The sequence below is a fragment of the Planococcus salinarum genome (assembly GCF_007004625.1).
In the GTDB taxonomy this organism is placed as follows: Bacteria; Bacillota; Bacilli; order Bacillales_A; family Planococcaceae; genus Planococcus; species Planococcus salinarum.
The window spans coordinates 31,007-54,208 of the sequence record NZ_VIFV01000010.1 but is presented as its reverse complement, the minus strand read 5'-3'; the positions used below and the strand labels follow the sequence as shown (position 1 = coordinate 54,208).

Below are 23,202 nucleotides of genomic sequence, written 5' to 3'. Positions count from 1 at the left end.
TCCCAAAACTTGTGCTCCTGTCTCTGTCTGCATTGCAGGCGCCGGCTTTGGCGCAAAGCAGTATATATGAAAACTGATTCTTTAATTCAAATTGAATAAAAACAAAAAAAACGGCCATTAATGGCCGTTACTTTCTGTCGCCTCATTTTTCCGGTGAATCTTGTGAGCTGCGGTCATGGCAGCGCCAGCAGATGCCATGGAAAGTAAGACGGTGGTCTTTAATTTGAAAATTCCAGCGTTTTTCCACTACACCTTCTACATCTTCCAGCAAATCTTCCTGTATTTCATCCACTGCACCGCATTCGAGGCACACGAGATGATGATGAAAATGGGCGGCGCCTTCTTGACGGAGGTCGAAACGCGAGACTCCGTCACCGAAATTTATTTTGTCGACAATTTTTAATTCAGTCAATAACTCCAAGGTCCGATAAACTGTTGCCAGTCCGATTTCCGGTGCAATATCCTTTACTAACAGATAGACGTCTTCTGCACTCAGATGATCCTCTTCATGGTCTAGCAATACTCGTACGGTCGCTTCGCGCTGTGGCGTCAACTTGTAGCTCGCAGCGTGTAATTGCTTTTTAATCCGGTCAATCCTGGTTTCCATGCGACGCCCTCCCTCAAACTGCTTTCATTATATCAAAGGTCCGTTCTCAATTACAAGGATACACGCCGCGTTTAAATTATAATGATTATAATGTGCTAACCCCTCTGATTCTCATTTGACAATCGTTGTTTTGCCCACAGAACGGCGAAAGCGGTTTTCGCGTCATAAATCCGGTTATCCTGCATCATTTGCTCGGCTTCTTCCACCGTCACTTCCATGAGTTCGACAAATTCATCTTCATCGGTAACAGCGCCTGATTGGGATTTACTGAGCCCTTCAGCAAAAAATAAGTGAACCACTTCGTCCGCAAAGCCGGGAGAAGTGGAAAACGATTGGATCAGCTGGAGTGAAGCCGCTGTATAGCCCGTTTCCTCCTCGAGTTCCCGCATAGCCGTAGTTTCCGGGTCTTCCCCCTTTTCGAGCTTTCCTGCCGGCACTTCAATGATTGAACGCTCAAGTGCTTTACGGTATTGTTCGACCATTATTATCTTCTTCTCCGCGGTGATGGCGACTATAGCAACAGCACCGGGATGTTCGATCAACTCGCGTTTTGAGGTATGTCCGTTTGGCAAACTTACTTCATCGACTTTCAAGTTAATGATTTTCCCTTCGTATATGCGCTCCGAACTGATTGTCTTTTCTTCGAATTTTTTCATAAAGAGCCTCTTTTCGTTTGTGATTTTTCTACCGCAAAGTATACCATAGGAAGAACAACATTCTAAAACGGGGTGAAACAGATGAAACGCAAGCAACTGGGCAACAGTTCACTGGAAGTAAGCGAAGTCGCCCTCGGCTGCATGTCTTTGCCGAACAATCTGCCAGAAGCAAAAGCCATCGTCGATGAAGCGCTTGACGGAGGCATCAATTATTTTGATACGGCCGATCTCTACGGCAAAGGAATGAACGAGGAAATTGTCGGCCGTTCGCTGGGCAACCGGCGAAAAGATATCATCTTAGCGACAAAAGTAGGCAATCAATGGCAAGAGGATTCCGATGAAGTAAAATGGAATCCGTCAAAATCCTATATCGTGTCCCAAGTCCATGAAAGCCTGCGACGCCTGAATACTGATTGGATCGACTTATATCAGCTCCATGGAGGAATGATCACAGATTCGTCAGAAGAAGCGATCGAAGCTTTCGAGTCGTTGAAAAAAGAGGGGCTGATCCGCGAATATGCCATCTCGTCAATACGCCCCAATGTCATCAACCGTTTCCTTGAAAGGAGTGCCATCGTTTCAATTATGATGCAATACAGCCTTCTTGACCGCCGGCCAGAAGAGCTTCTGGACAGAATCGATGATGCGGGAAGATCCGTAGTAACACGGGGCACTTTCGCAAAAGGTTTATTGACGACCGATGGCCTTGCACGGGCAAAGAATCATGACGGCTATATGGATTACAATTCCAACGAACTACAAAAGGTGCTGACAGATTTATTGGCAATCGAAGGTAATTTGAATGCCCTGGCTATCCATTCTGTCCTACAGCACAACGCTGTAGCCTCCGTTGTCGCCGGTGCCAGTTCACCCGACCAGATCCGGGAAACGATTGCCGCCTATCATATTGCCGTTTCCACCGAAAAGATCAATACAGCAAAAAAGATTACAAAAAAATCCCAATATACCCAGCACCGGACTTGAAATGGGGAGATTCATAGCCTCCCCTTTCCACTGGGGTCAATTTTAAAGGAAAAAACGAAGAAAATACCAGCTTTCAATTGTAATTGTGCTTCGGTTATAATAGACTGAATAGTAAGAATTATCCGTTAAATAGAAAAGCACTAGTTCTAAAGTTACTTGGTTTCCAGAGGGATGCGTGGTGTAATACTAATAGGAATCTTCATCTTCTGTCAGGACGTGTATACATCTATACATACAAGCTTTATATCTTCAACTCACCTGAGAAAAGCTGAGTGACAAAATCCACTGATAGAAAGGTCAGCATATAAATGAAACTAACTCACCTTTTACAAGGACTGACACTCCAAAACAGCATAGAAGAAAATTTATTTGACCTTGGCATACAAGGCTTAGCTGACAGCTCCCAGGAGGTCAAAGAGGGGTTTATTTTCATTGCCATAAAGGGCTTCAAGGAAGACGGCCATAATCATATCGTACATGCCATCGAACAAGGAGCCTCAATGGTTATTGGTGAACAAGAAATGGATGGGCTGCCTGTTCCCTATCTGCAAGTGGCAAACACCCGAATCGCACTCGGGATTCTCGCCAAGAATTTTTACGGGGATCCGGCCAGCCGAAAAATAATGATCGGCATTACAGGTACGAACGGCAAGACAACTACAAGTTATCTGATCAAGCATCTGCTGGAGCAGAATGGCATTTCCTGCGCTGTGATGGGCACCATTCAGAATATCGTAAATGGAGCTTCCATCAAATCAGCAAATACTACTCCCAGCGCTCTTGTTCTTCAGCAATTGCTGTCTTTGAGCAATGATTCGGCCGTGGTCATGGAAGTTTCTTCCCATGGCCTGACGCAGCATAGAATTGAAGGAATCGAATTCGATGTGTGTCTGTTCACCAATCTGCATCATGAACACCTCGATTACCACGGCTCGATGGAAAGTTATTTCGCAGCCAAATCCATCCTGTTCGATCACCTGAAGCCCGCAGGCACAGCAATTATCAACATAGACGATGAGTGGGGCACAAAACTCAACCGCAATCTCCTGCAGAGAGGCTTTAATGTCTGCAGCATCGGGCGCACACCTGACAGCCGGTTGCGGATCCGTTCCCTTGATATGGCGGATTCCACTGTCCATCTCGAAGATCCGGAACAGACCATCATCCATTCACCAATGGCCGGCATCCACAATATGTATAATTCCATAATGGCTTATGCAACCGCGACTTCTATAGGCGTAGAGAAAGAGGATGCGCTCCGCACCATTAAGAATTTCCAGGGGGTGGAAGGAAGATTTGAAACTTCAAAAACTCCAAATGGCGCTGTTGTAATTGTCGATTATGCCCATACGCCTGATGCTGTTTACCATTGTCTGACAACAGCAAAAGAATCCGGTGCAAAAAGGATCATCCACATATTCGGCTTCCGCGGAGACCGCGACACCACCAAGCGCAAGGAAATGATTGAAATCAGTTCACGGCTCAGTGACCACTTCATCCTTACGACCGATGACTTGAATTCGGTTTCTGCTGAAGAGATGCAAACGTTATCTTCTGAGCTCGCTGATCGTTACGGAAATGATAAAGGGGCGGTCGAGATGGACCGTACAACAGCCATTCAGAAAGCCATCAATGAAAGTTCAGAAGGCGACTGGGTGGTCATCACCGGTAAGGGCCATGAAAAATACAGCCATGAGTTCCAGCTCCCGACCGGCTCTGACAAGGAAACCGTCCGCTATATGATGGAGTTGGCAGAATCTGAATAAATTCTGTTTCCGTACTTTGGGATACAATTAAATGACAGACATATTAAAAGCCGGCGCCGAGAGCCTTGTTTCGCTCTCGGTGCCGGCTTTGTTGCGACTTCGATTCAAATTGCCGCTTCTGTACGTTTCTTAATACACTCTGTCGCCATTGAAGATGGAACTTTTCACAATCACATAATCCACATGACGGATGGCATCCAGTTTGTCGCCGCCCGCATAGGAAATGGACGACTGCAGATCCTGTTCCATTTCGGTCAATGTATCCTGCAATGCGCCTCTGTATTCGACAAACATTTTTTTGCCTTCAACATTTTTCTTTTCGCCTTTTTGAAATTCGGAAGCTGATCCGAAATATTCTTTATACAATACGCCATCGCGTTCGACAGTTTCACCCGGTGATTCTTCATGTCCCGCAAACAGGGAACCGATCATCACCATCGATGCACCAAAGCGGACGGATTTCGCAATATCGCCATGGGTACGGATTCCGCCATCAGCAATAATCGGCTTGCTTGCCGCTTTTGAACACAACCTTACCGCAGCCAGCTGCCATCCGCCGGTACCGAATCCGGTTTTAATCTTTGTAATGCACACTTTCCCCGGTCCTATCCCGACCTTCGTGGCATCGGCACCAGCATTCTCCAACTCCCTGACAGCTTCCGGTGTCCCGACGTTGCCGGCGATCAGGAAGCTTTGCGGCACCACCTTTTTGATATGTTTGATCATATTGATGACCGCATCGGAATGTCCATGTGCCACATCGATGGTAATGTATTCCGGCGTCAATCCTGCTTCCGCCAATTGGTTTATAAAAATATATTCCTCTTCTTTGACGCCTACACTGATGGAGGCAAAAAGATTGCGGCTGTGCATGTCTTTGATAAAGCTGATACGTTCTTCAGGTTTAAATCTATGGAGAATATAGAAATAATCATTTTCCGCAAGGTACAGGGCAGTCTTTTCATCGATGATCGTCTGCATATTGGCAGGGACGACCGGCAGCCTGAAAGTGCGGCCTCCGAATACCACTGACGTGTCACATTCGGACCGGCTGTTTACTATCGCTTTTGCAGGAACTAACTGAATATCTTCATAATCAAATACATTTTCCATCATTAACACTCCTATATACGAACATTATATTTTAAATCACCATTGATTGTTCGCCAATTTATAATGTAACCCAATCTCTCTCCCAAGTCAAAAACTATCATTCCGTCAGAAACTTTTTTACAGCAAGAAAAACCCGGATATGCATTCGCATATCCGGGTTGCTCTTTCCTTAAAATTTACTGCCTTGATTATCGTGTTTATCCAACATTTCGGCGAAGGACATATTCTTCTCACGCTGTTTGCGCTCAAAAATGCGTTTCGCCTCTTCCTCTTCCCTGCGCTCTTGCTCTTCGGCCTGCAAGGCTTTTTTGGTGTCTTTCAGTTTCGCGAGGACGTCTTCATTGAATAAGCCATTGTTCTGTTCTTCTTTTTTTGCCATTGAAATCCTCTCCTTACGGACGTTTGACGATCGTTGCCACACCCTGGCCGCCGCCAATGCACAATGTGGCCAAACCTGTTTTTGCGTCACGTTTCTGCATTTCGTGCAGCAAGGTAACAAATATGCGTGTTCCGCTTGCCCCGATTGGATGTCCGATTGCAATTGCGCCGCCGTTGACATTCAGGATATCGTGATTGAACTTCAACTCACGATCGACTGCAATCGACTGTGCCGCAAAAGCTTCGTTCGCTTCGATCAATTCGATGTCTTCGAGTGACATTTGCGCTTTCGCCAATGCATTTTTCACGGCTTGGACCGGTCCGATCCCCATAATCGCCGGATCCACACCCGCATTGCCGTTTGCCGCGATTGTCGCAAGCGGAGTCAGCCCCAATTCGTCCGCTTTCGCTTTTGTCATCACGACCACCGCCGCTGCGCCGTCGTTGATCCCGGAAGCATTGCCCGCTGTGACACTGCCGTCTTTTTTGAATGCCGGACGCAGCTTGCCCAATTTTTCTTCCGTGGAGGAAGCTTTGATATATTCATCAACTGCAAAGATGATCGGATCCCCTTTGCGCTGAGGAATTTCCACAGGAATGATTTCATCCTGGAACTTGCCGGCTTCTACTGCCGCTGCGGCGCGCGCCTGTGAACGTGCAGAGAATTTATCCTGCTCTTCTCTCGAAATCCCGTACATGTCGCAAAGGTTTTCAGCCGTATTGCCCATATGATAATCGTTGAAGGCACACGTCAAACCATCTGAAATCATGCTGTCGACAACTTTCTGGTCACCCATCCGGAATCCGTCGCGTGCATTTTCAAGAAGGTAAGGTGCGCGGCTCATGTTCTCCATGCCGCCTGCTACCACGATCTCAGCGTCTCCGGCGAAAATCGCCTGATATGCAAGGTGAATCGACTTCAAGCCGGATCCGCAAACCTTATTGATGGTCATGGATGGAACCGTTTCCGGCAAGCCTGCATTGATGGCTGCCTGGCGCGCGGGATTTTGTCCCAAGCCTGCCTGCAGAACGTTCCCCATGATGACTTCAGATACTTGTTCCGGTTTCAGTCCGGCTCGGTTTACCGCTTCCTTTATGACAATTGCACCCAATTGAGTGGCGGGTACATCTTTCAGGCTCCCTTGAAACGATCCTACTGCTGTTCGAACTGCACTTACGATTACGATTTCATGTGACATTTTACATTTCCCCCTTGTTTGATTGAAACTGTTGCTCTTTTATCCCCCGCATCGATACAATGGAATCAGGGGGGATACTATGTTAAGTTTACCAAAAAAAGTAACGATTATCGAGGTTGGACCGCGTGACGGCCTGCAAAATGAAAAGCAGCTTGTTACAACTGAAGATAAATTGCAATTCATCGCAGGTCTTCAGCTTGCGGGGGTGGAAGAAATGGAACTGACCTCTTTTGTATCACCGAAATGGGTGCCACAGATGGGGGATTCAAAAGAAATCGTAACCGAAACCAAAAAGGCCGGCCGCCAGTTCGTGCTGACACCCAATGAGCGCGGAATCAACGCGGCCCGTGAAGCCGGTGCCGATGCACTTGCTGTTTTTGTCGGTGTATCAGATTCTTTCAATAAGAAAAATATCAATAAATCTACAGCAGAAAGCATGGAAGCGTTAAAGCCACTGATCCTGCAATTGAAAGAAGACGATGTCTTTATAAGGGCTTGTATTTCAACTGCATTTTATTGTCCATTTGAGGGCGCAATCAAACCGGAAGATACCATCAGCCTATGCCGTCAATTCGTCGATTGGGGTGTCGATGAATTGAGTGTCGCTGACACAATCGGCATGGCAAATCCTGCCGAAAGCTATGGATTGTTTCATCAATTGATAGAAACATTCCCTGGTACATTGATTACTGCCCATTTCCATGACACCAGAAAAATGGCGCTGGCAAATATTTTCGCTGCGCTGCAGGCAGGTGTCGACCGTTTTGACACATCAGCCGGCGGACTTGGCGGCTGCCCGTTTGCACCCGGAGCCACAGGCAACGTCGCAACGGAAGATGTCGTAAATATGCTGCACAGGATGGATATCCGGACAGGGATTGATTTGGAAGAGCTTTATAAAGCGATAGATAAAATAGAACCGCATGTGTCAAATCCGATAAATACGGGAATGTATACGCTATACAAAAACCGAGCGTAAAGGAGTACTGGCCATGAGAAAACGCATCCTCCAAATCTCAGCCGCTGTCTCAGGGATTTTCACATTATGGGCAACCGCGGTTGGCATCATCGCAAGCAACCGGCTTATGTATGTAAAGAAAAAGGATGAAGATCTGATACTGGAGCGCGAAACCTCGGCCAAACGCTATGACGAAGTATGGTATGCCAATGTAAATAAAGAAGAGCATTGGATCCAGTCCGAAAACGGTTATAAAGTCCACGCTATTTTCCTTGAACCGCATGATACCAAATACTATGCTGTCATCTGCCACGGGGTGACGGAAACAAAAGTCAATTCGTTCAAATATGCACGGATGTTTGAAGAGCTCGGATTCAACTCAGTGGTATACGATCACCGCCGCCATGGGGACACCGGCGGCAAAACCACCAGCTTTGGCCATTTCGAGAAGATGGACCTCAAGGTGGTAGTGGACGTGCTGAAGGAACATATCGGACCCGAGCTGGTATTCGGCATTCACGGAGAGTCGATGGGCGCCGCAACAACTTTGCTTTATGCGGGGATGCGGGATGACGCCGCTTTCTATATTTCCGATTGCGGCTATTCGGATATATCAGAGCAGATTCGGCATGTCATGCAGACCACTACCTCCATGAAAACGCCTTTGGCATTAAAACTTGCCGGTGTTTTCATGAAACTGCGCGAAGGGTATCACATCAGCACTGTAACGCCGCGCGATGCGGTTAAATCGATAAACAAACCCGTTTTGTTCATCCACAGCCTGCCTGATGACTTCGTGCTTCCTGAAATGAGCATCGATATGCACAGACTGAAGCACGGGCCGAAAGCATTGAAATTATTTGAAAAAGGCGGACACGCCCAGTCTTTCAATGAAAACCCGCTGGAATACAAAAAAACAGTGAGGGATTTCCTGAAGCAGCATGGAATCCTACCGCCAGTGGAGACTGAATATGCATCTGCACTGCTGTTTCCCGCTGAAAAGAAAGAACCCGAAAAAGAAGAAAAATCTTGAAGGTGTCATTTGACCACCTTCAAGATTACATAATAATATTATTTTTTAATAAAGCATATAAAAAAAGCACTCAGCTGAGTGCTTTTTATTTTTTAGCCGGTTTCCCAGGCTTAGTAGACGCTTTATTCATTTGAGCCATCATTTGATTGATTTTTTTCTGAGATGGTTTTTGTCCCATTTGCATCATCATGATGCGTAACATTTCTTCGTTAATCGGTGGATTGTCCTGCAAATACTTCATCATGTAACGGCGTGCGATGAAGAATCCAAGAGCAACACCTGCGAGCAAAGCGAAAATAACGATTGTGATCCAGATCCATGTATCCAAATTTATTACCTCCCTCGTGTTGCTTAAATATAATAGTGCACCCAAAAAATTATACTATAAAACAGGCGCACTGACCATAATAAGAAAAAAGAAAAACGGGAGCAAGTTCGCTCCCGCCAAAAATTAACCGTTGATCAATTTCTTAACTTTTGCTGCTACATTATCCGGTGTAAATCCGAATTCTTCCATGACGCGCTGGCCGGGAGCACTTGCTCCAAATCGGTCAATCGCAAGAATATCGCCTTCTTCTCCAATGTAGCGGTCCCATCCGAACGATGATCCCATTTCAATGGCAAGGCGTTTTTTCACTGTCGGAGGAATTACTGATTGTTTGTATTCTTTATCCTGCTTCTCAAAACGGTCCCATGATGGCATGGAAACCACAGATACTGAAATATTCTCTTCAGCCAACTGCTTTTGAGCTTCAACGGCCAAACTCACTTCAGAACCGGTAGCAAGTAAAATCGCCTGCGGATTTTCAACACCTGATACGACATAAGCACCTTTTTCCACTCCTGTTGCTGCAAGCTCGCCTGTCTGTTCAAGCACTGGCAGGTCCTGACGTGAAAGCACCAATAAAGTAGGGTGTGATTTTGCTGTAAGCGCCAATTTCCAGGCTTGTTTGGTTTCGTTGGCATCAGCCGGGCGGATTACATTCAAGTTCGGCATAGCACGAAGAGATGCCAAATGTTCAACAGGTTCATGTGTTGGTCCATCTTCACCAACAGCAACACTGTCATGGGTAAAGACGTACGTAACCGGCAAGCCCATCAGTGCCGACAAACGAATTGCCGGACGCGCATAATCGCTGAATACGAAGAACGTACCGCCGAACACATGCAAGCCTCCATGAAGGGCCATGCCATTCAAAGCAGTTCCCATTGCGAATTCGCGTACGCCGAACCAGATATTGCGGCCAGCCGCATTTTCTGCGTCGAAATCTCCGCCGCCTTTGATATTTGTTTTGTTTGAACCGGCAAGATCCGCACTTCCTCCAAAGAATGAAGGGACGGTTTTGGCAATTGCATTGACCATATCACCTGATGAAGCGCGAGTTGCCTGCTTTTTGCCTACTTCGTATTCCGGGAATTCAGCATCATAGCCTTCAGGAAGATCTCCGCGAATCGCGGCTTTCAGCTGCTCGGCCAATTCCGGATGCTCGGATTCGTATTGTTCGAAAAGTTTGTTCCATTCAGCTTCCGCTTTGCCGCCAAGCTCTTCTGTCGCCTGTTGGAAAGTTTCATAGACTTCTTCCGGCACGTGGAAATCTTTATCAAACGTCCATTCATAAGCTTCCTTGACCAGTTTCATCTCGTCTTCACCCAGAGGTGCACCGTGCGCGTCCGCTTTACCGGATTTGTTCGGTGCGCCGTAGCCGATGACGGTTTTCACTTCGATCAAAGTCGGTTTGTCTGAATTTGATTTGGCAGCTGCAATCTTCGCTGACAGATCATCCAATTCATTGCCGTCTTCAACACGCAGATAATTCCATCCGTATGATTCAAAGCGTTTCCGGATATCTTCGGAAAAACTCATGCTGAGGTCGCCATCAAGCGATATATCGTTGCTGTCATAAAGAATTACCAGTTTATCCAGTTTCAGATGGCCTGCAAGTGAAATCGCTTCGCCTGCGACACCTTCCATCAGATCTCCATCTCCGCAAAGAGCGAAAGTGTGGTGATCGACGATATCCATATTGTCTTTATTATATGTTGCTGCGAGGTGTTTTTCAGCCATAGCCATGCCGACTGCCATACCGATACCCTGTCCAAGCGGTCCGGTTGTCGCTTCCACTCCTGTTGTGTGGTGGTATTCCGGATGACCCGGAGTTTTGGAATCCCATTGACGGAAATTCTTGATTTCGTCCATTTCAAGTCCGTAACCGCTCAAATGAAGCAAACTGTATAGAAGCATCGAGCCGTGGCCCGCCGACAATACAAATCGGTCACGGTTGAACCAATCCGGGTTTTTCGGATTATGATTCATGTGCTTGGTCCACAAGGTATAAGCCATTGGTGCTGCGCCCATAGGCAATCCGGGATGACCGGAATTCGCTTTTTCAATCGCATCGATGGAAAGTGTGCGAATAGTAGTTACTGCAAGTTGATCTGTATGGTTCGACATCGTAACATCCTCTCTGATACAAAAAATTTTCTCCTTTTCTAGTTTAGTCAACAATAGAAAAGAATACAACGAAAAAGAGAATAAGTATTAATTCAAATACTTATTCTCCCGGCTATTTTTGACCTTTTCCGGAGTAACATCATCTCCGTTTGGATCAATGACAGTAACATTTTCAATTGTGCCCCGCATCGTCTTGCGGAATGTCTCCAAATACTCCTGCCTCAAAGAGCTTTGCTCCCTGGCTTCCTCAACGGATAAACCGGCAGTCTTGGATTTTTTCGCAAGTTCATTTATTCGGTTCATTTTATCAGGTACTAACATATACATCCGCCTTTCTACTTTCATATGGTATAAAAATTGAAAGGCAAGTGCAAGAATTTAGTTTTGGGACAGTTTCTGGAACTCTCTGTATCTGCGGTGTACTGTAGCTTTACTGGCTTTGTAGCCGAAGCCCTCAAGTGTCACGGCGATTTCGTGGAAAGTTAATCCATTGGCCTTCAGGTTGACTATTTGGTCCAACGGCAGCTCAAGCCGCTCCCGCCCCTGCGGATTTCCCTTCCCCTTGAGATTTTTCTCGGGTTTGTAGCCATTTTCCACAGCACGTCTCATCCCGCGTTTTATCTTGGCATTATGTATTTTGCGCTGGTACTCTTCAACGATGGCCAGGATCTCCAGCACCATGTCGTCCATGTCATTCAACGCGATTTGCCCTTTATCGGACAATGTGTAGACGGCGACGCCATATTTATTCATGACATGCAGCAGCGCAATCCGGGCATGGCCGCGGCCGAGCCGCGTTTCGTCCTGCACAAATACCGCATCCAATTTTTCGGTCTTGATGCTGTTGAGCATTTCCAGCAACCCGTCCCTGTCCATTTCATAGCCGCTGTGCTGATCGTGGAAGACCTGTTCCACCAGATAGCCCTGATCGAAAGCGAATTTCATCAGCTCTTCTTCCTGGCGGTCCAGTGAGGTTTCCTGCGTCTCTTTTTCAGTGCTGACCCGGCAATAAATGAAAGCTTTCTTCTTCATTCGGAATCACTCGCCAGTTTAAGATCGTGGTCGGGGGCAAAATCAAGCTGCCCTTCCGGTATCTTGAGAGTCTGGCCGGCTGTGATCACCGGGGCCGTCAAGCTGTTTTCTTTCATAATTTCATCAATCCATTCATGATGCGGCATATTCCCGCTGTATTCGTCGGCCAATGTCCAAAGGGTATCTCCCTGCTCAATTTTCAGCTGGACCATATGTACCTGTTCACTATTATGGGAGAGGACGTAATAAAATGAAAGGATCAATACAAGAAAGAAAAATAGCAATACAAATGTGTTTTTCTGGATATAAGCCATAAAATAACCGCCTCCTGGAATGTGTGTTCGGAATGTATGTTCTTATATTAATGCGAACAAGTGTTTTTGTCAACCGAAAATTCGAACCTATGTTTGCATTTCATTAACCAAGTTGATATAATTAAATTAGAAAATATGAATTTTAACCCAAAGAGGTGAAACTGTTGAAAAAAGTATCAAAACGCCAAGAAGACATTCTGACTTTCATTAAAGATGAAGTGCGTGAAAAGGGTTATCCACCTTCCGTACGCGAAATCGGAGAAGCAGTTGGGCTGGCTTCCAGTTCTACTGTCCACGGCCACCTGGCCCGTTTGGAGAGCAAAGGCCTGATCAGACGTGACCCTACCAAGCCAAGAGCCATCGAAGTCATTTCCACTGATGAAGCCTTAATCGACAAAAGTCCGGTTCTGCATGTGCCGCTTATCGGTAAAGTAACGGCTGGCCAGCCGATTACGGCCATTGAAAATGTTGAGGAGTATTTTCCCCTCCCACAAAGCTACGGCACAGAAGATGACCATATCTTCATGCTTGAAATCATGGGTGAAAGTATGATTGAAGCTGGCATTCTGAATGGCGATTACGTTATCGTCAAACAGCAGCAGACAGCCAATAACGGAGATATTGTCGTTGCGATGACCGAGGAAGATGAAGCAACTGTCAAACGCTTTTTCCGGGAAGAGAACTATTTCCGGCTCCAACCTGAAAACTCTTCCATGGACCCTATCATCGTTGACTCGGTATCCATTCTGGGTAAAGTTGTCGGCGTGTACCGTCAAATACACTGATTCCAAATATAAAAGAGCCCAGAGGAAAATTTCCGCTGGGCTCTTTGCATTTCATATGGGTTTTGCAGCATTGCGCAGTTCCTCTCTATTGGCCATCCTCGGCTATGCGGCAAGAAAAGATCAGCACTACCGGAATCCGTGTTCGCCGTTCGAATTCCCCGCTGTCAGCAAAATTCTCCGGCTTCGGTTGCCCTTCCTGCAGGGCTTCCACCATAAATCCGGCAGAACTCAAAGCACCGAAATACGTTTCAATGCTCCGATGATATTTCACAACTGTTTTTCCAATCCAGGGTTCCTGCCGTTCGCCCTGTATAAAGTAATCATCCACAAGCCAGTTTCCCCTCTTATCACCATCGATTTTGCTTGCAAAAGATGCAGTTATCAGCGGGTGCTGGACACTGAAGACGAATTTCCCCTCTTTCTTCATCGTTTGGCTGATGGAGGCAAACAACTTTTCAATGTTGTCGATGTAATGAATGACCATTCGCGACAGCACAACATCATACCTGTTTGCCGGATATTCAAAGTTCTCCAAACTGGAATGGATTACTGCGCCTTTTGGACTTAGCAAACGACTGGCCGCCAGCTCCACCATTGCAGCAGCACCTTCCACTCCGGTATAAGAGCCCGCTCCCCTGGCAAGCAATTCATTGCCGTACGTCCCGTCTCCGCAGCCCAGATCTAGGATATCAGCCCCTTCGACTGATGCCAGTAACAAATCAATCGCCGGACCTTCAATAGCATTGTTCGGACTGTCTTTACGCGAACGCCGTTTCAGGAAGTTCTCCAAAAAATCCCGTTCCTCATACACACTTGATCCTTTATAATCCATGCTTCTCCCCCTCGTCTACCTGATCCTAGTTACAAACACCTTTCTGCCGGGCAATTCAGTATGCATATGAAAATTCCGCCGCAAAAAAGCGCTGCAACTTGCAGCGCTTTTTTTCACAGTAATTCGTCTTGCTGATGTGATTATAATTCTGAAACGATAATATATTTGACCAGGTTGACCGTGATCCGGTAATTGTTTCTGTTCTCTCCATTTTGGAATTCATAAGTGCCGTTTGTCGGTATGCTGCTCAAGGCAGATTCTTTGCTTGTAGCTTTCACATAATGTGTCAATGTATTGCCCTGATCAAAATAGAACTCGACCTGAAATGTTTTCATGCAATTCCCCTCCCTGTAGACTGTTTCCATCTCTCACTTCCAGTTTAGCATAATTATTCAAGCAGACCGAATTTCGAAGAAAATATGGGCCCAGCATTTCTCTTGCACACAAAAACTCCGGTACTGCCCTAAATTTCAGGCGGGTACGGAGTTTTGCGCACAAAGCATGTTAAGTTAATGAATCATTTTTCCGTTGCATTGCCACCCACCATTCAATGTGGGAGCGATCAAATACGATCAATTTGCCAAACGGTTTGCTATGAGGAATCTTTCTAGCCAATAGAAACTCATTGATCTGCTGTTCTGACAGTGGGTAACCCACTGAATCCAAGTAAACCAGCAAATTTTCAACACCTTGTATTTTGGCCATTTAATCACCTCCCACAAAATCCTCCTTGAAAAAATACCAAAGAAAATTCAGTACGAGTTATTAAATTGAAGCCTTATTTGTTTATACCCCAATATAAATTTACTAACCATAAATTTATATATCACTATTATAATATTCATTCTAAACTTCTTTCGATTCATTCGAATCTGGGCTGCGGTACCGCTTCCTCTTGACCGGCTGGCAAATCAGGTAGTTTCTGCCTGTGAGTTACCGTCTCCATCAGATTGTTCCCCTATATAAAGAAGATGTATAGAAAGAAACCGGCGTTTCCTTTATCGCTCTTGCCACGTTCCGGGGTTAGATACCCAAAAAAAGCGTTGAGGCCCAGGCCCCAACGCTTTTCTCTCTTAATACATTTTCAAATACTGTTCGCGTTCCCATGGGTGGACAGAAGTTCTGAACATATCCCATTCGATTTCCTTCGCTTCCACAAAGTTCTTAAGAATGTGTTCACCAAGAGATTCGATCATCACTTCATCTGCCTGCAATTCCTGCAATGCTGCATACAAAGTGCCTGGTAAATCTTCGATACCTACAGCTTGACGCTCTTTTTTGTTCATCGCATAGATGTTGCGGTCAACTGGTTTTGGCGGAGTCAATTTACGTTTGATCCCGTCAAGTCCAGCACCAAGCAGAACAGCCATTGCAAGGTAAGGATTAGCAGCAGGATCGACAGATCTTACTTCAACGCGAGTCGAAAGTCCGCGTGAAGCTGGAATACGGATAAGCGGACTGCGGTTCTGTCCCGACCATGCTACGTAGCATGGTGCTTCATATCCAGGCACCAAACGTTTATAAGAGTTCACTGTTGGATTCGTTACAGCGGTGAAACCTTGTGCGTGCTCAAGGATTCCTGCCATGAAGTGAAATGCTGTTTCACTTAGCTTCATGTCGCCGTCTTCATCAAGAAAAGCATTTTCCTTGCCGTTGAACAATGAAACGTTCATATGCATACCGGAACCATTTACACCGAATAACGGTTTCGGCATGAATGTAGCATGAAGACCGTGTTTTCTTGCAATCGTTTTAACAACCAATTTGAATGTCTGGATATCGTCACAAGCTTTGATCGCGTCTGCGTATTTAAAATCGATTTCGTGCTGGCCCGGTGCCACTTCGTGGTGGGAAGCTTCAATTTCAAAGCCCATTTCTTCCAGTTCCAAAACGATGTCGCGACGGCAGTTTTCACCAAGATCCATTGGTGCAAGGTCAAAGTATCCGCCATGGTCATTCAGTTCAAGAGAAGGTTCTCCTCTTTCGTCAAGTTTGAACAGGAAGAATTCCGGCTCAGGCCCCAAATTGAAGTGTGTGAATCCAAGCTCTTCCATTTCTTTCAGAACCCGCTTCAAGTTAGTGCGTGGATCTCCGGCGAATGGAGTTCCATCCGCATTATAGATGTCACAGATTAAACGAGCCACTTTCCCTTTCCCTGTAATCCAAGGGAATACAACCCATGTATCAAGATCGGGAAACAGATACATATCTGATTCTTCGATTCGCACAAATCCGTCGATTGACGATCCGTCGAACATCATTTTATTGTCCAGTGCTTTTTCAAGCTGCGAAGTTGGGATTTCAACGTTTTTAATAATTCCAAGAATATCGGTGAATTGAAGGCGGATAAAGTTTACATCCTCTTCTTTTACTAACCTTTGAATGTCTTCTTTTGAATACTTGCCCATGCTCTCTTCACTCTCCTATAAGTTTTATAAAACCCAATCCTAATGATAGAACCGGGATAGATCACCTTGTCTAAGTCCATGTCTGTCATTCAGTTTCCCAGTCATCATTTCTTCACGGAAAATTCTCCGCAGTTCATCATCACTGAGATTTTTCGGTTCAGCCATAACGTTCGTCGGCTGATTTTTCAGTTCAAACATTTTCTTGATGCCTGCAATATTAAGCCCCTGATCCAAGAAATCCTTGATTTCGAAGAGGACGTCGACATCATTCAGCGAAAACATCCGTTTGTTTCCTTCTGTCCGGGCTGGGCTTATTAATCCGTTTTCTTCATAGTAACGGATTTGACGGGCCGATAATTCTGTAAGTTGCATCACTATGCTGATCGGCAGGATCGGCATAGTCCGTCGTACGCGATTCGTCATAATGCTCATCCTTTAACTCATACTTCATTTATAAGTATATAACGCGTTAGGTTTCCTGTCAAATGAATGTCAGAAAATATAACATGAAAATTAAAAGGAATTAAATCAGATTATTTTTCTTTAAATATTCCACTGAAGTCATCACTGCAATCTTTACATGTTCATAAGTCAGCCCGCCCTGTATGAATGCAGTATAAGGCGGCCGAATCGGTCCATCCGCAGTCAATTCGATGCTTGAGCCCTGAACGAATGTCCCTGCAGCCATGATGACATCGTCCTCATAACCGGGCATATAAGCGGCTTCCGGCAAAAATTGGGCGTTAACGGGGCTGCTTGCCTGGATTGTACGGCAAAATGCAATCATCTGTGCCGCGTTTTCAAACGACACTGACTGAATCAGGTCTGTCCGTTTATCGCTGTAATGAGGAGTGGTCTTCATCCCTTCCTTTTCCAGGAGTGCAGCGGTGAATACTGCCCCTTTTAAAGCCTGCGAAACGATATGCGGTGCCATGAAGAACCCCTGATACATATCCGGTAATGTATTGAGTGATGCTCCTGCCTCTCCTCCTATACCCGGAGATGTCATGCGGTAAGCGCATTTTTCGACCAAATCACGTCTTCCGGCTATGTAGCCTCCGATTTTCGCCATCCCTCCGCCAGGATTTTTGATGAGGGAACCGGCGATCAGGTCTGCTCCCGCTTCAATCGGCTCCCGCTCCTCGACGAATTCTCCGTAACAATTGTCGACAAAAACAATGGCATTCCTTTTCAGTATGCGAATTCTTGTTATCATTTCTTCAATTTCATCCACCGTAAATGAAGGGCGTGTATCATATCCCCTGGAGCGCTGAATGGCAATGACTTTGGTCTTTTCGCTGATTGCGCTTCCGACCTCATCCCAGTCGATTCCATTGGCTCCGGTCAAATCGATGTGGCGATAACTGATGCCGAAATCCTCCAATGAGCCGGTATCCTTGCCGCCGCCACTGACAATCGACTCCAATGTGTCATAAGGTTTGCCGGTTATGTATAAAAGTTCGTCACCTGGACGCAGGACACCGAACAAGGATATGGTGATGGCGTGTGTTCCGGAAATGATCTGTGCACGGACAAGCGCGGCTTCCGCTCTGAATACGTCTGCATAGACTCTTTCCAATGTATCCCTTCCTTCGTCATCATAGCCATAGCCGGTGGAGGGATTGAAATGATGATCGCTTACCTTCTGGCTGTGGAATGCCGCCAGCACTTTTTGCTGGTTCAGAAATGCTGTTTCATCCGCCTCCTGCAATTGTGGACGGATTTTCTCTTCTATTATTCGAATGGAATTAAGCATATTTTTCTCCGTTCTTTTATTTATTCCTTCTATTATTGTCACGCCCTTGAAATTGCGTCAAACTCTGCTACAATTCTTAGAGTTGAAGATTCCGGGAGGGAACAGAATGGCTTGGGAAGTATTAAGTGCAATCGGTACCATCGCTTTTGCAATTTCGGGTGCAATTATCGCTATGGAAGAAGAATATGATATTTTCGGTGTCTACCTTCTTGGCGTAGTGACGGCATTCGGTGGAGGCGCGGTTCGCAACCTGCTGATCGGTGTTCCCGTTTCAAATCTATGGGAACAGGAAATGATGTTTCAGTTGGCATTGGTATCGATTACACTGGTCTTTCTTTTCCCTCACCGGCTGCTCGGGCAATGGAACCGATGGGGCCATTTCTTTGATGCCATCGGCCTGTCGGCATTTGCCGTCCAGGGTGCACTGTTCGCAGTGGAACTGGATCTTCCAGTCTACGCCGTTGTCGTGGCAGCAGTGCTGACCGGCTCCGGCGGCGGTATCATACGTGATATGCTGGCCGGCAGAAAGCCCCTGGTTTTGAAAGCGGAAATCTATGCTGTCTGGGCAGCAATGGCTGGATTGCTCATCAGTGTCGACATCATCCGAAATGATTTCTATCTGTATGTATTGTTTGCGGCCATCACGGGTTTGCGGATTTTATCCTATACTTACAAATGGCGTCTGCCATCGAGAAAAATCACCGCATTTTAAAAAACCGACCGGAATCAGTTCCGGTCGGTTTTTCATGCACCATCAAAATTTCAGGCTCTTGTCTCTCCGTTCCAGCTCAACATGCCGCCTTCTACATTGGTAGCATCAATTCCCTGGTCATTCAGAAAAGCACTTGCTCTTCCGCTTCGGGCACCTGAACGGCAGACCATATAATAAGGCTGTCCTTTTGAAAAATCCCCTACGCGGCTGTCAATTTCTCCCAATGGGATATGCTTTGCACCCGGAATCATGCCAGCTGACACTTCTTCCTCTTCACGCACATCTATGATATTCAATTGTTCGCCTGCTTCCACACGTTTCTGCAATTCCTCAGTCGTAATCGTTTTCATAAAAATCCACCTCCGTATTTATTGGTTACAACAAAATCCTATATGGAAAAATTCTTGCTGTCAACGGAAAAACCGGCCAACGATGCGGCCGGTTCAACATTATTCCTGGTGTTCAATCGAGACCGCTTTCGCGGGTGAGAATGTGGAAATTGCATGTTTGTAGATAAGTTGCTGCTTGCCATCTGTCTCGACCAGTACCGTAAAATTATCATAGGATTTTATGGTTCCTTTCAATTGGAAGCCGTTTAGTAAAAAGACAGTAACAAAAATATTGTTTTTACGCAGCTGATTTAAATAAACGTCTTGGATATTTACTGGTTTCATGAAATTCCCCCTATTTCCCCTGATCTAGTTTTTGTTCACCAATTAACCTAATTCGACGACTGCGGTCGTTTTCCTGCATGATCATTTGAATTTCTTCAATATTTTCCTTTAAATTCCTTTGGCCGTCAATCCAATACACCGGCAATTTGTTCCGGAAATAAGTTAGTTGGCGCTTGGCATAATTCCGCGAATTCTTTTTAAGCAATTTTGTCGCAGGGCCGAGATCCATTTTATGATCAAAATATGCATAGATTTCCTTATAGCCGATGGCCTTTATCGATTGCGCTTCCCTTAATCCGCGTTTGTGGAGCATTTCCACTTCATCCAGAAGCCCTTCTTGCATCATTGCATCGACTCTGCGGTCGATGCGTTCATAAAGGATGGGGCGGGGCATATCGATGCCGATGATCAGTTCGTTATACATCGGCTCGAGAGCCAGGCTCCTGTCCACTTGCTCTTCACTTCCAAGCCTGATTTCCAGTGCTCGCAGCACTCTCCGGGTGTTATTGGGATGAATATCGATATCAGGATCCAGTTCGGTCAGCTTTTTGTGCATATGCTCCGGACCGTATCTTTCCAACTCCGCGTAGAGCTTATTTCGCAACTTTTCGTCAACCTGTGATTCGGAAAAACGGTAATCGAACAGCACTGCCTGAATATAGAGGCCTGCACCGCCGACAATGATCGGTAATTTTCCGGCACTGGAAATTTCTTTTATCTTGCTGCGCACAAGCTGCTGGTATTCCGCTACCGAAAATGGTTCTGCCGGATCTTTGATGTCCAGCAGGTGATGCGTCACGCCACTCATTTCTTCGGGCTTCACCTTTGCAGTGCCAATCGACATTTCGCGATAAATCTGCATCGAATCCCCGTTGATGATTTCTCCGTTGAATTTTTTTGCCAAATCGATGCTGAGGGCGGTTTTGCCGGAAGCAGTCGGTCCGACAATGGCCAACACATCAATCATCTCCAGCCATCCAATCTCCCATGACGGAGAAATAACGTTCCTTATCCACTTCGTGAAGCAATTCGTGGCGCGCCCCTTCTCCGAGGTAAACCTTCACTTCTTCGATGCCGGCCTGTTTATATTGCCTGGCTGCACTGAAAAGGTCTTTTCCTTTATGGCCCACAGGGTCATCTGATCCACTGATCAGCAATATCGGGAGATCTTTTCTGATTTTGGCTACTTCTCTTTCTTTATTAACGAGCAGCATCCCCGTGAAAAGGTCGACAAAGAACTGATTGGTGGCGACAAATCCGCTCATCGGGTCTGCTTCATATTTTGCAACTTCCGAGGAATCACTGCTGAGCCATGCAAATGCCGAACCTTCCTCCTTGAAATCCTTGATGAACGGACCAAAAACCAGCGAGCTGATCGCTTGGCTTTTAGCTGACTTTCCATTTATTTTCCCACTTGTCTTTGCCAGCTGGATTCCTGCTTTTCCGGAGCCCCCCGGATCTTCACCGGTTCCCGAGAACAATGCCCGTTCAATACTGTCACTGTAAAGTTGAATATAGCGACGCCCGACAAATGATCCCATGCTGTGGCCGAACAGCACCAGCGGAAGTTCACCGATTTGCTGCTGCACTTCCCCGATGACTTCCCTTACATCCTCGACAACCCGGTCAAAGCCGTTTTCTTCTGCAAGAAAACCTTGAACGCCGTTTCGTTCGGATGTTCGCCCGTGCCCTCTTTGGTCATGGCCCGATACGGTAAAGCCCCGGGATGTCAGGTAGAATATGAACTCTTCGTAGCGGGCTATATGTTCTGCCATCCCGTGTATGAGATGGATGTGGGAGCTCGCATTTTCAGGTTCGTACACTTCATAATAGATTTCATGCCCGTCTGAAGCTCTGATGAAATTTTTTGTTACTTTCATAGCGGCACTCCCTTTCCAAACCTTGTCGCTTTGTCGATTTCTTCGAGCAGTTCCCGGCGATAGGTTTCTTTTTGCAGCTCGCTGTAATCGAGCAATTCCGCCATAAATTCCAGCACCTGGTCTTTGAAGCGGAGAACATCTTCCATATGGAAATAGAGATCGCCTGTTCTTCTGATGAAAAAGTCACTTGGCGTCTGCGCCATTTCTTCAATTACTGCATATTCAACGACTGCAGCAAGGACAGCTGGCAGGCTGCCCGGTTTTGAATTCGCAGAACGCTTCTCATAAAACTCGAAGACTCTGCCGGCGTTCGTGCCGAAAAATTGCGCGAACATCCGTCCTTCTTCCGGAGTCAACCCGAATTGTTGCGACTGAAGGGCCATGCTGTTTACAAAGCGCGCAAAATTTTTCGACCCTCCGAAATCACCTCCGGACAAAGGCAGTGTTTTCGTCACCGATTTGCCGAACTTTTTGTCTCCCTCTTTTTCCAGAGACTTCGTGACCCGGTCAATGATCGCTTCCGCCATTTTACGGTAGCCGGTCAACTTACCGCCCGCTATGGAGATCAGACCGTTTTCAGATTCCCAAACTTCGTCTTTCCTCGAAATTTCCGAAGGGTTTTTCCCTTCTTCATATACCAGCGGCCTGACACCTGCCCAGGTCGATTCCACATGTTCCTTCACTGGTTTCACTGAAGGGAACATATGGCTGATTGCGGCCAACAGATAGGAAACATCGTCTTCCGTTGCAGCAGCATCCGAAGGATCACCTTCGTAAAAAGTATCAGTCGTTCCTATATATGCTTTATCGTCTCGCGGAATGGCGAATATCATCCTGCCATCTGGAGCATCATAGTAAACCGGCTGTCCAAGCGGAAAGGTTTTGCGGTCAACTACAATATGCACACCCTTTGTCAGGCGTATTTGTTTATCGGCAGCTGTCGAATCGATATCGCGGATTTCATCCACCCACGGACCTGCCGCATTTACAACTTTTCTGCCGGCGATATTCATTTTTTTGCCGGTGACGCCACATGTCGCTTCGACTCCGCTTACTTTGCCGTTCGTGTAAAGGAAATCTTCCGCTTTCACATAATTAAGGCAGAGCGCGCCCAATTCAGCAGCCTTTTTCAGGATTTCCAAGGTCAGCCTGGCATCGTCGGTCCTGTATTCAACATAGTAGCCGCCACCCTGCAACCCTTCATTTTTTAATAGAGGTTCCTTTTCCAATACTTCGGCAGCACTCAGCATTTTGCGCCGTTCCCCTTTTTTGACCCCTGCCAGGTAATCATAAACGCGCAATCCTACCGAAGTGGTAAAGGGGCCGAATGTTCCCCCTTTATGGAAAGGCAGCAGCATCCACTGAGGTTCGGTCACATGAACCGCATTTTCATAGACCACTTCCCTCTCGCGGCCCACATCACGCACCATCTTCACTTCAAATTGCTTGAGATAGCGCAGTCCCCCGTGTATCAGTTTGGTGGATTTACTGGAAGTGCCGGATGCAAAATCGTTTTTCTCTATTAAAGCAACCGACAATCCACGGGAAACTGCGTCGAGTGCTATTCCTGCTCCTGTGATGCCGCCACCGATCACCACCAGGTCGAATTGATACTTCAGCAAATCTTCAAGCTTTTGCTCGCGCATTTTTGAAGAAAACATAT

27 protein-coding genes are annotated in these 23,202 nt (G+C 46.3%); 6 read left to right on the top strand and 21 right to left on the bottom strand.

The genetic code is table 11. The features are described 5' to 3' along the window. Positions 1–142: 142 nt before the first annotated feature. Positions 143–607, bottom strand: coding sequence for a ferric iron uptake transcriptional regulator (gene fur, locus DIJ65_RS07805; RefSeq protein WP_117300884.1), 465 nt, complete (start codon positions 605–607; stop codon positions 143–145). Positions 608–702: 95 nt separating this feature from the next. Then, entirely contained in the window at positions 703–1,263 is a 561-nt protein-coding gene (locus tag DIJ65_RS07800; protein WP_117300882.1) for an NUDIX hydrolase, read from the bottom strand. An 81-nt stretch (positions 1,264–1,344) separates the two neighbouring features. Here DIJ65_RS07800 and DIJ65_RS07795 point away from each other — a divergent pair, with 81 nt between their 5' ends. Both DIJ65_RS07795 and DIJ65_RS07790 read left to right on the top strand, forming a co-directional pair. Continuing rightward, complete coding sequence (locus tag DIJ65_RS07795) at positions 1,345–2,247, top strand: aldo/keto reductase (RefSeq protein WP_117300880.1); 903 nt, start codon at positions 1,345–1,347, stop codon at positions 2,245–2,247. 308 nt (positions 2,248–2,555) lie between these two features. Further along, on the top strand, positions 2,556–4,013 hold the full coding sequence (locus DIJ65_RS07790) for a UDP-N-acetylmuramoyl-L-alanyl-D-glutamate--2,6-diaminopimelate ligase (RefSeq protein WP_117300879.1): 1,458 nt from the start codon (positions 2,556–2,558) through the stop codon (positions 4,011–4,013). A gap of 129 nt (positions 4,014–4,142) precedes the next feature. Here DIJ65_RS07790 and guaC read toward each other — a convergent pair whose 3' ends face one another. From guaC to DIJ65_RS07775, 3 genes are all read right to left on the bottom strand, one after another. Beyond that, entirely contained in the window at positions 4,143–5,126 is a 984-nt protein-coding gene (guaC, locus tag DIJ65_RS07785) for a GMP reductase (protein WP_117300877.1), read from the bottom strand. Positions 5,127–5,295: 169 nt separating this feature from the next. Continuing rightward, a complete protein-coding gene (locus DIJ65_RS07780) occupies positions 5,296–5,505 on the bottom strand; it encodes a DUF3886 domain-containing protein (protein ID WP_117300875.1) in 210 nt (69 codons plus the stop codon). A 13-nt stretch (positions 5,506–5,518) separates the two neighbouring features. Further along, entirely contained in the window at positions 5,519–6,703 is a 1,185-nt protein-coding gene (locus DIJ65_RS07775; RefSeq protein WP_117300873.1) for an acetyl-CoA C-acetyltransferase, read from the bottom strand. Positions 6,704–6,782: 79 nt separating this feature from the next. Between DIJ65_RS07775 and DIJ65_RS07770 the strand changes: the two genes are divergently transcribed. Together DIJ65_RS07770 and DIJ65_RS07765 are read left to right on the top strand one after the other, a co-directional pair. Next, positions 6,783–7,682 (top strand): hydroxymethylglutaryl-CoA lyase, encoded by a 900-nt coding sequence (locus DIJ65_RS07770; RefSeq protein ID WP_117300871.1) that lies wholly within the window; start codon positions 6,783–6,785, stop codon positions 7,680–7,682. Between the two features lie 13 nt (positions 7,683–7,695). Next, the gene (locus tag DIJ65_RS07765; protein ID WP_117300870.1) at positions 7,696–8,694 is read left to right on the top strand and encodes an alpha/beta hydrolase; all 999 of its coding nucleotides are present in this window, start codon (positions 7,696–7,698) and stop codon (positions 8,692–8,694) included. Between the two features lie 85 nt (positions 8,695–8,779). Here DIJ65_RS07765 and DIJ65_RS07760 read toward each other — a convergent pair whose 3' ends face one another. From DIJ65_RS07760 to yneA, 5 genes are all read right to left on the bottom strand, one after another. Continuing rightward, the gene (locus DIJ65_RS07760) at positions 8,780–9,022 is read right to left on the bottom strand and encodes a YneF family protein (protein ID WP_117300868.1); all 243 of its coding nucleotides are present in this window, start codon (positions 9,020–9,022) and stop codon (positions 8,780–8,782) included. A gap of 123 nt (positions 9,023–9,145) precedes the next feature. Continuing rightward, the gene (gene tkt, locus DIJ65_RS07755; RefSeq protein WP_117300866.1) at positions 9,146–11,146 is read right to left on the bottom strand and encodes a transketolase; all 2,001 of its coding nucleotides are present in this window, start codon (positions 11,144–11,146) and stop codon (positions 9,146–9,148) included. Between the two features lie 87 nt (positions 11,147–11,233). Next, on the bottom strand, positions 11,234–11,467 hold the full coding sequence (locus DIJ65_RS07750; RefSeq protein WP_117300864.1) for a DUF896 domain-containing protein: 234 nt from the start codon (positions 11,465–11,467) through the stop codon (positions 11,234–11,236). 57 nt (positions 11,468–11,524) lie between these two features. Next, positions 11,525–12,178 (bottom strand): YneB family resolvase-like protein, encoded by a 654-nt coding sequence (locus DIJ65_RS07745; RefSeq protein ID WP_117300862.1) that lies wholly within the window; start codon positions 12,176–12,178, stop codon positions 11,525–11,527. After that, positions 12,175–12,492: a cell division suppressor protein YneA gene (gene yneA, locus DIJ65_RS07740; RefSeq protein ID WP_117300861.1), complete on the bottom strand. Its 318-nt coding sequence runs from the start codon at positions 12,490–12,492 to the stop codon at positions 12,175–12,177. The genes DIJ65_RS07745 and yneA overlap by 4 nt, the downstream gene beginning before the upstream one ends. A gap of 164 nt (positions 12,493–12,656) precedes the next feature. Here yneA and lexA point away from each other — a divergent pair, with 164 nt between their 5' ends. After that, complete coding sequence (gene lexA / locus DIJ65_RS07735; protein ID WP_117300859.1) at positions 12,657–13,277, top strand: transcriptional repressor LexA; 621 nt, start codon at positions 12,657–12,659, stop codon at positions 13,275–13,277. Positions 13,278–13,362: 85 nt separating this feature from the next. Here the strand turns inward: lexA and DIJ65_RS07730 are convergent, their stop codons facing one another. The 6 genes from DIJ65_RS07730 to DIJ65_RS07705 form a co-directional block, all read right to left on the bottom strand. Beyond that, entirely contained in the window at positions 13,363–14,109 is a 747-nt protein-coding gene (locus DIJ65_RS07730; protein ID WP_117300857.1) for a class I SAM-dependent methyltransferase, read from the bottom strand. 140 nt (positions 14,110–14,249) lie between these two features. Further along, positions 14,250–14,444 (bottom strand): hypothetical protein, encoded by a 195-nt coding sequence (locus DIJ65_RS07725; RefSeq protein ID WP_117300855.1) that lies wholly within the window; start codon positions 14,442–14,444, stop codon positions 14,250–14,252. Between the two features lie 169 nt (positions 14,445–14,613). Continuing rightward, the gene (locus DIJ65_RS07720; RefSeq protein WP_117300853.1) at positions 14,614–14,814 is read right to left on the bottom strand and encodes a hypothetical protein; all 201 of its coding nucleotides are present in this window, start codon (positions 14,812–14,814) and stop codon (positions 14,614–14,616) included. A gap of 368 nt (positions 14,815–15,182) precedes the next feature. Continuing rightward, positions 15,183–16,517, bottom strand: a complete 1,335-nt coding sequence (gene glnA, locus DIJ65_RS07715; protein ID WP_117300851.1) for a type I glutamate--ammonia ligase — start codon at positions 16,515–16,517, stop codon at positions 15,183–15,185. A 39-nt stretch (positions 16,518–16,556) separates the two neighbouring features. Then, on the bottom strand, positions 16,557–16,940 hold the full coding sequence (locus DIJ65_RS07710) for a MerR family transcriptional regulator (protein ID WP_071152251.1): 384 nt from the start codon (positions 16,938–16,940) through the stop codon (positions 16,557–16,559). Positions 16,941–17,040: 100 nt separating this feature from the next. Continuing rightward, on the bottom strand, positions 17,041–18,273 hold the full coding sequence (locus DIJ65_RS07705; RefSeq protein ID WP_071152245.1) for a methionine gamma-lyase family protein: 1,233 nt from the start codon (positions 18,271–18,273) through the stop codon (positions 17,041–17,043). A gap of 106 nt (positions 18,274–18,379) precedes the next feature. Here DIJ65_RS07705 and DIJ65_RS07700 point away from each other — a divergent pair, with 106 nt between their 5' ends. Continuing rightward, positions 18,380–18,985, top strand: a complete 606-nt coding sequence (locus tag DIJ65_RS07700) for a trimeric intracellular cation channel family protein (RefSeq protein WP_071152246.1) — start codon at positions 18,380–18,382, stop codon at positions 18,983–18,985. 50 nt (positions 18,986–19,035) lie between these two features. On the opposite strand, the gene DIJ65_RS07695 is transcribed toward DIJ65_RS07700, so the two are convergent. The 5 genes from DIJ65_RS07695 to DIJ65_RS07675 form a co-directional block, all read right to left on the bottom strand. Next, positions 19,036–19,335: a rhodanese-like domain-containing protein gene (locus DIJ65_RS07695; RefSeq protein WP_071152247.1), complete on the bottom strand. Its 300-nt coding sequence runs from the start codon at positions 19,333–19,335 to the stop codon at positions 19,036–19,038. Positions 19,336–19,434: 99 nt separating this feature from the next. Continuing rightward, complete coding sequence (hfq, locus tag DIJ65_RS07690; RefSeq protein WP_033544068.1) at positions 19,435–19,659, bottom strand: RNA chaperone Hfq; 225 nt, start codon at positions 19,657–19,659, stop codon at positions 19,435–19,437. Positions 19,660–19,669: 10 nt separating this feature from the next. Further along, positions 19,670–20,626, bottom strand: coding sequence for a tRNA (adenosine(37)-N6)-dimethylallyltransferase MiaA (gene miaA / locus DIJ65_RS07685; RefSeq protein ID WP_071152248.1), 957 nt, complete (start codon positions 20,624–20,626; stop codon positions 19,670–19,672). Then, positions 20,619–21,539: an alpha/beta fold hydrolase gene (locus DIJ65_RS07680; protein WP_071152249.1), complete on the bottom strand. Its 921-nt coding sequence runs from the start codon at positions 21,537–21,539 to the stop codon at positions 20,619–20,621. The genes miaA and DIJ65_RS07680 overlap by 8 nt, the downstream gene beginning before the upstream one ends. Next, positions 21,536–23,200: a glycerol-3-phosphate dehydrogenase/oxidase gene (locus DIJ65_RS07675; RefSeq protein ID WP_071152250.1), complete on the bottom strand. Its 1,665-nt coding sequence runs from the start codon at positions 23,198–23,200 to the stop codon at positions 21,536–21,538. The genes DIJ65_RS07680 and DIJ65_RS07675 overlap by 4 nt, the downstream gene beginning before the upstream one ends. Between the last annotated feature and the right edge of the window lie 2 nt (positions 23,201–23,202).

Coding starts and splice junctions, on each gene's coding strand:
- DIJ65_RS07750 (WP_117300864.1), bottom strand. CDS start 11,467: ATGTTAGTACCTGATAAAATGAACCGAATAAATGAACTTGCGAAAAAA.
- DIJ65_RS07730 (WP_117300857.1), bottom strand. CDS start 14,109: ATGGATTATAAAGGATCAAGTGTGTATGAGGAACGGGATTTTTTGGAG.
- DIJ65_RS07675 (WP_071152250.1), bottom strand. CDS start 23,200: ATGTTTTCTTCAAAAATGCGCGAGCAAAAGCTTGAAGATTTGCTGAAG.
- DIJ65_RS07700 (WP_071152246.1), top strand. CDS start 18,380: ATGGCTTGGGAAGTATTAAGTGCAATCGGTACCATCGCTTTTGCAATT.
- DIJ65_RS07770 (WP_117300871.1), top strand. CDS start 6,783: ATGTTAAGTTTACCAAAAAAAGTAACGATTATCGAGGTTGGACCGCGT.
- guaC (WP_117300877.1), bottom strand. CDS start 5,126: ATGGAAAATGTATTTGATTATGAAGATATTCAGTTAGTTCCTGCAAAA.
- DIJ65_RS07790 (WP_117300879.1), top strand. CDS start 2,556: ATGAAACTAACTCACCTTTTACAAGGACTGACACTCCAAAACAGCATA.
- miaA (WP_071152248.1), bottom strand. CDS start 20,626: ATGATTGATGTGTTGGCCATTGTCGGACCGACTGCTTCCGGCAAAACC.
- DIJ65_RS07695 (WP_071152247.1), bottom strand. CDS start 19,335: ATGAAAACGATTACGACTGAGGAATTGCAGAAACGTGTGGAAGCAGGC.
- hfq (WP_033544068.1), bottom strand. CDS start 19,659: ATGAAACCAGTAAATATCCAAGACGTTTATTTAAATCAGCTGCGTAAA.
- yneA (WP_117300861.1), bottom strand. CDS start 12,492: ATGGCTTATATCCAGAAAAACACATTTGTATTGCTATTTTTCTTTCTT.
- glnA (WP_117300851.1), bottom strand. CDS start 16,517: ATGGGCAAGTATTCAAAAGAAGACATTCAAAGGTTAGTAAAAGAAGAG.
- DIJ65_RS07710 (WP_071152251.1), bottom strand. CDS start 16,940: ATGACGAATCGCGTACGACGGACTATGCCGATCCTGCCGATCAGCATA.
- DIJ65_RS07705 (WP_071152245.1), bottom strand. CDS start 18,273: ATGCTTAATTCCATTCGAATAATAGAAGAGAAAATCCGTCCACAATTG.
- DIJ65_RS07765 (WP_117300870.1), top strand. CDS start 7,696: ATGAGAAAACGCATCCTCCAAATCTCAGCCGCTGTCTCAGGGATTTTC.
- DIJ65_RS07745 (WP_117300862.1), bottom strand. CDS start 12,178: ATGAAGAAGAAAGCTTTCATTTATTGCCGGGTCAGCACTGAAAAAGAG.
- tkt (WP_117300866.1), bottom strand. CDS start 11,146: ATGTCGAACCATACAGATCAACTTGCAGTAACTACTATTCGCACACTT.
- DIJ65_RS07780 (WP_117300875.1), bottom strand. CDS start 5,505: ATGGCAAAAAAAGAAGAACAGAACAATGGCTTATTCAATGAAGACGTC.
- fur (WP_117300884.1), bottom strand. CDS start 607: ATGGAAACCAGGATTGACCGGATTAAAAAGCAATTACACGCTGCGAGC.
- DIJ65_RS07680 (WP_071152249.1), bottom strand. CDS start 21,539: ATGAAAGTAACAAAAAATTTCATCAGAGCTTCAGACGGGCATGAAATC.
- DIJ65_RS07795 (WP_117300880.1), top strand. CDS start 1,345: ATGAAACGCAAGCAACTGGGCAACAGTTCACTGGAAGTAAGCGAAGTC.
- DIJ65_RS07775 (WP_117300873.1), bottom strand. CDS start 6,703: ATGTCACATGAAATCGTAATCGTAAGTGCAGTTCGAACAGCAGTAGGA.
- DIJ65_RS07725 (WP_117300855.1), bottom strand. CDS start 14,444: ATGAAAACATTTCAGGTCGAGTTCTATTTTGATCAGGGCAATACATTG.
- DIJ65_RS07800 (WP_117300882.1), bottom strand. CDS start 1,263: ATGAAAAAATTCGAAGAAAAGACAATCAGTTCGGAGCGCATATACGAA.
- DIJ65_RS07720 (WP_117300853.1), bottom strand. CDS start 14,814: ATGGCCAAAATACAAGGTGTTGAAAATTTGCTGGTTTACTTGGATTCA.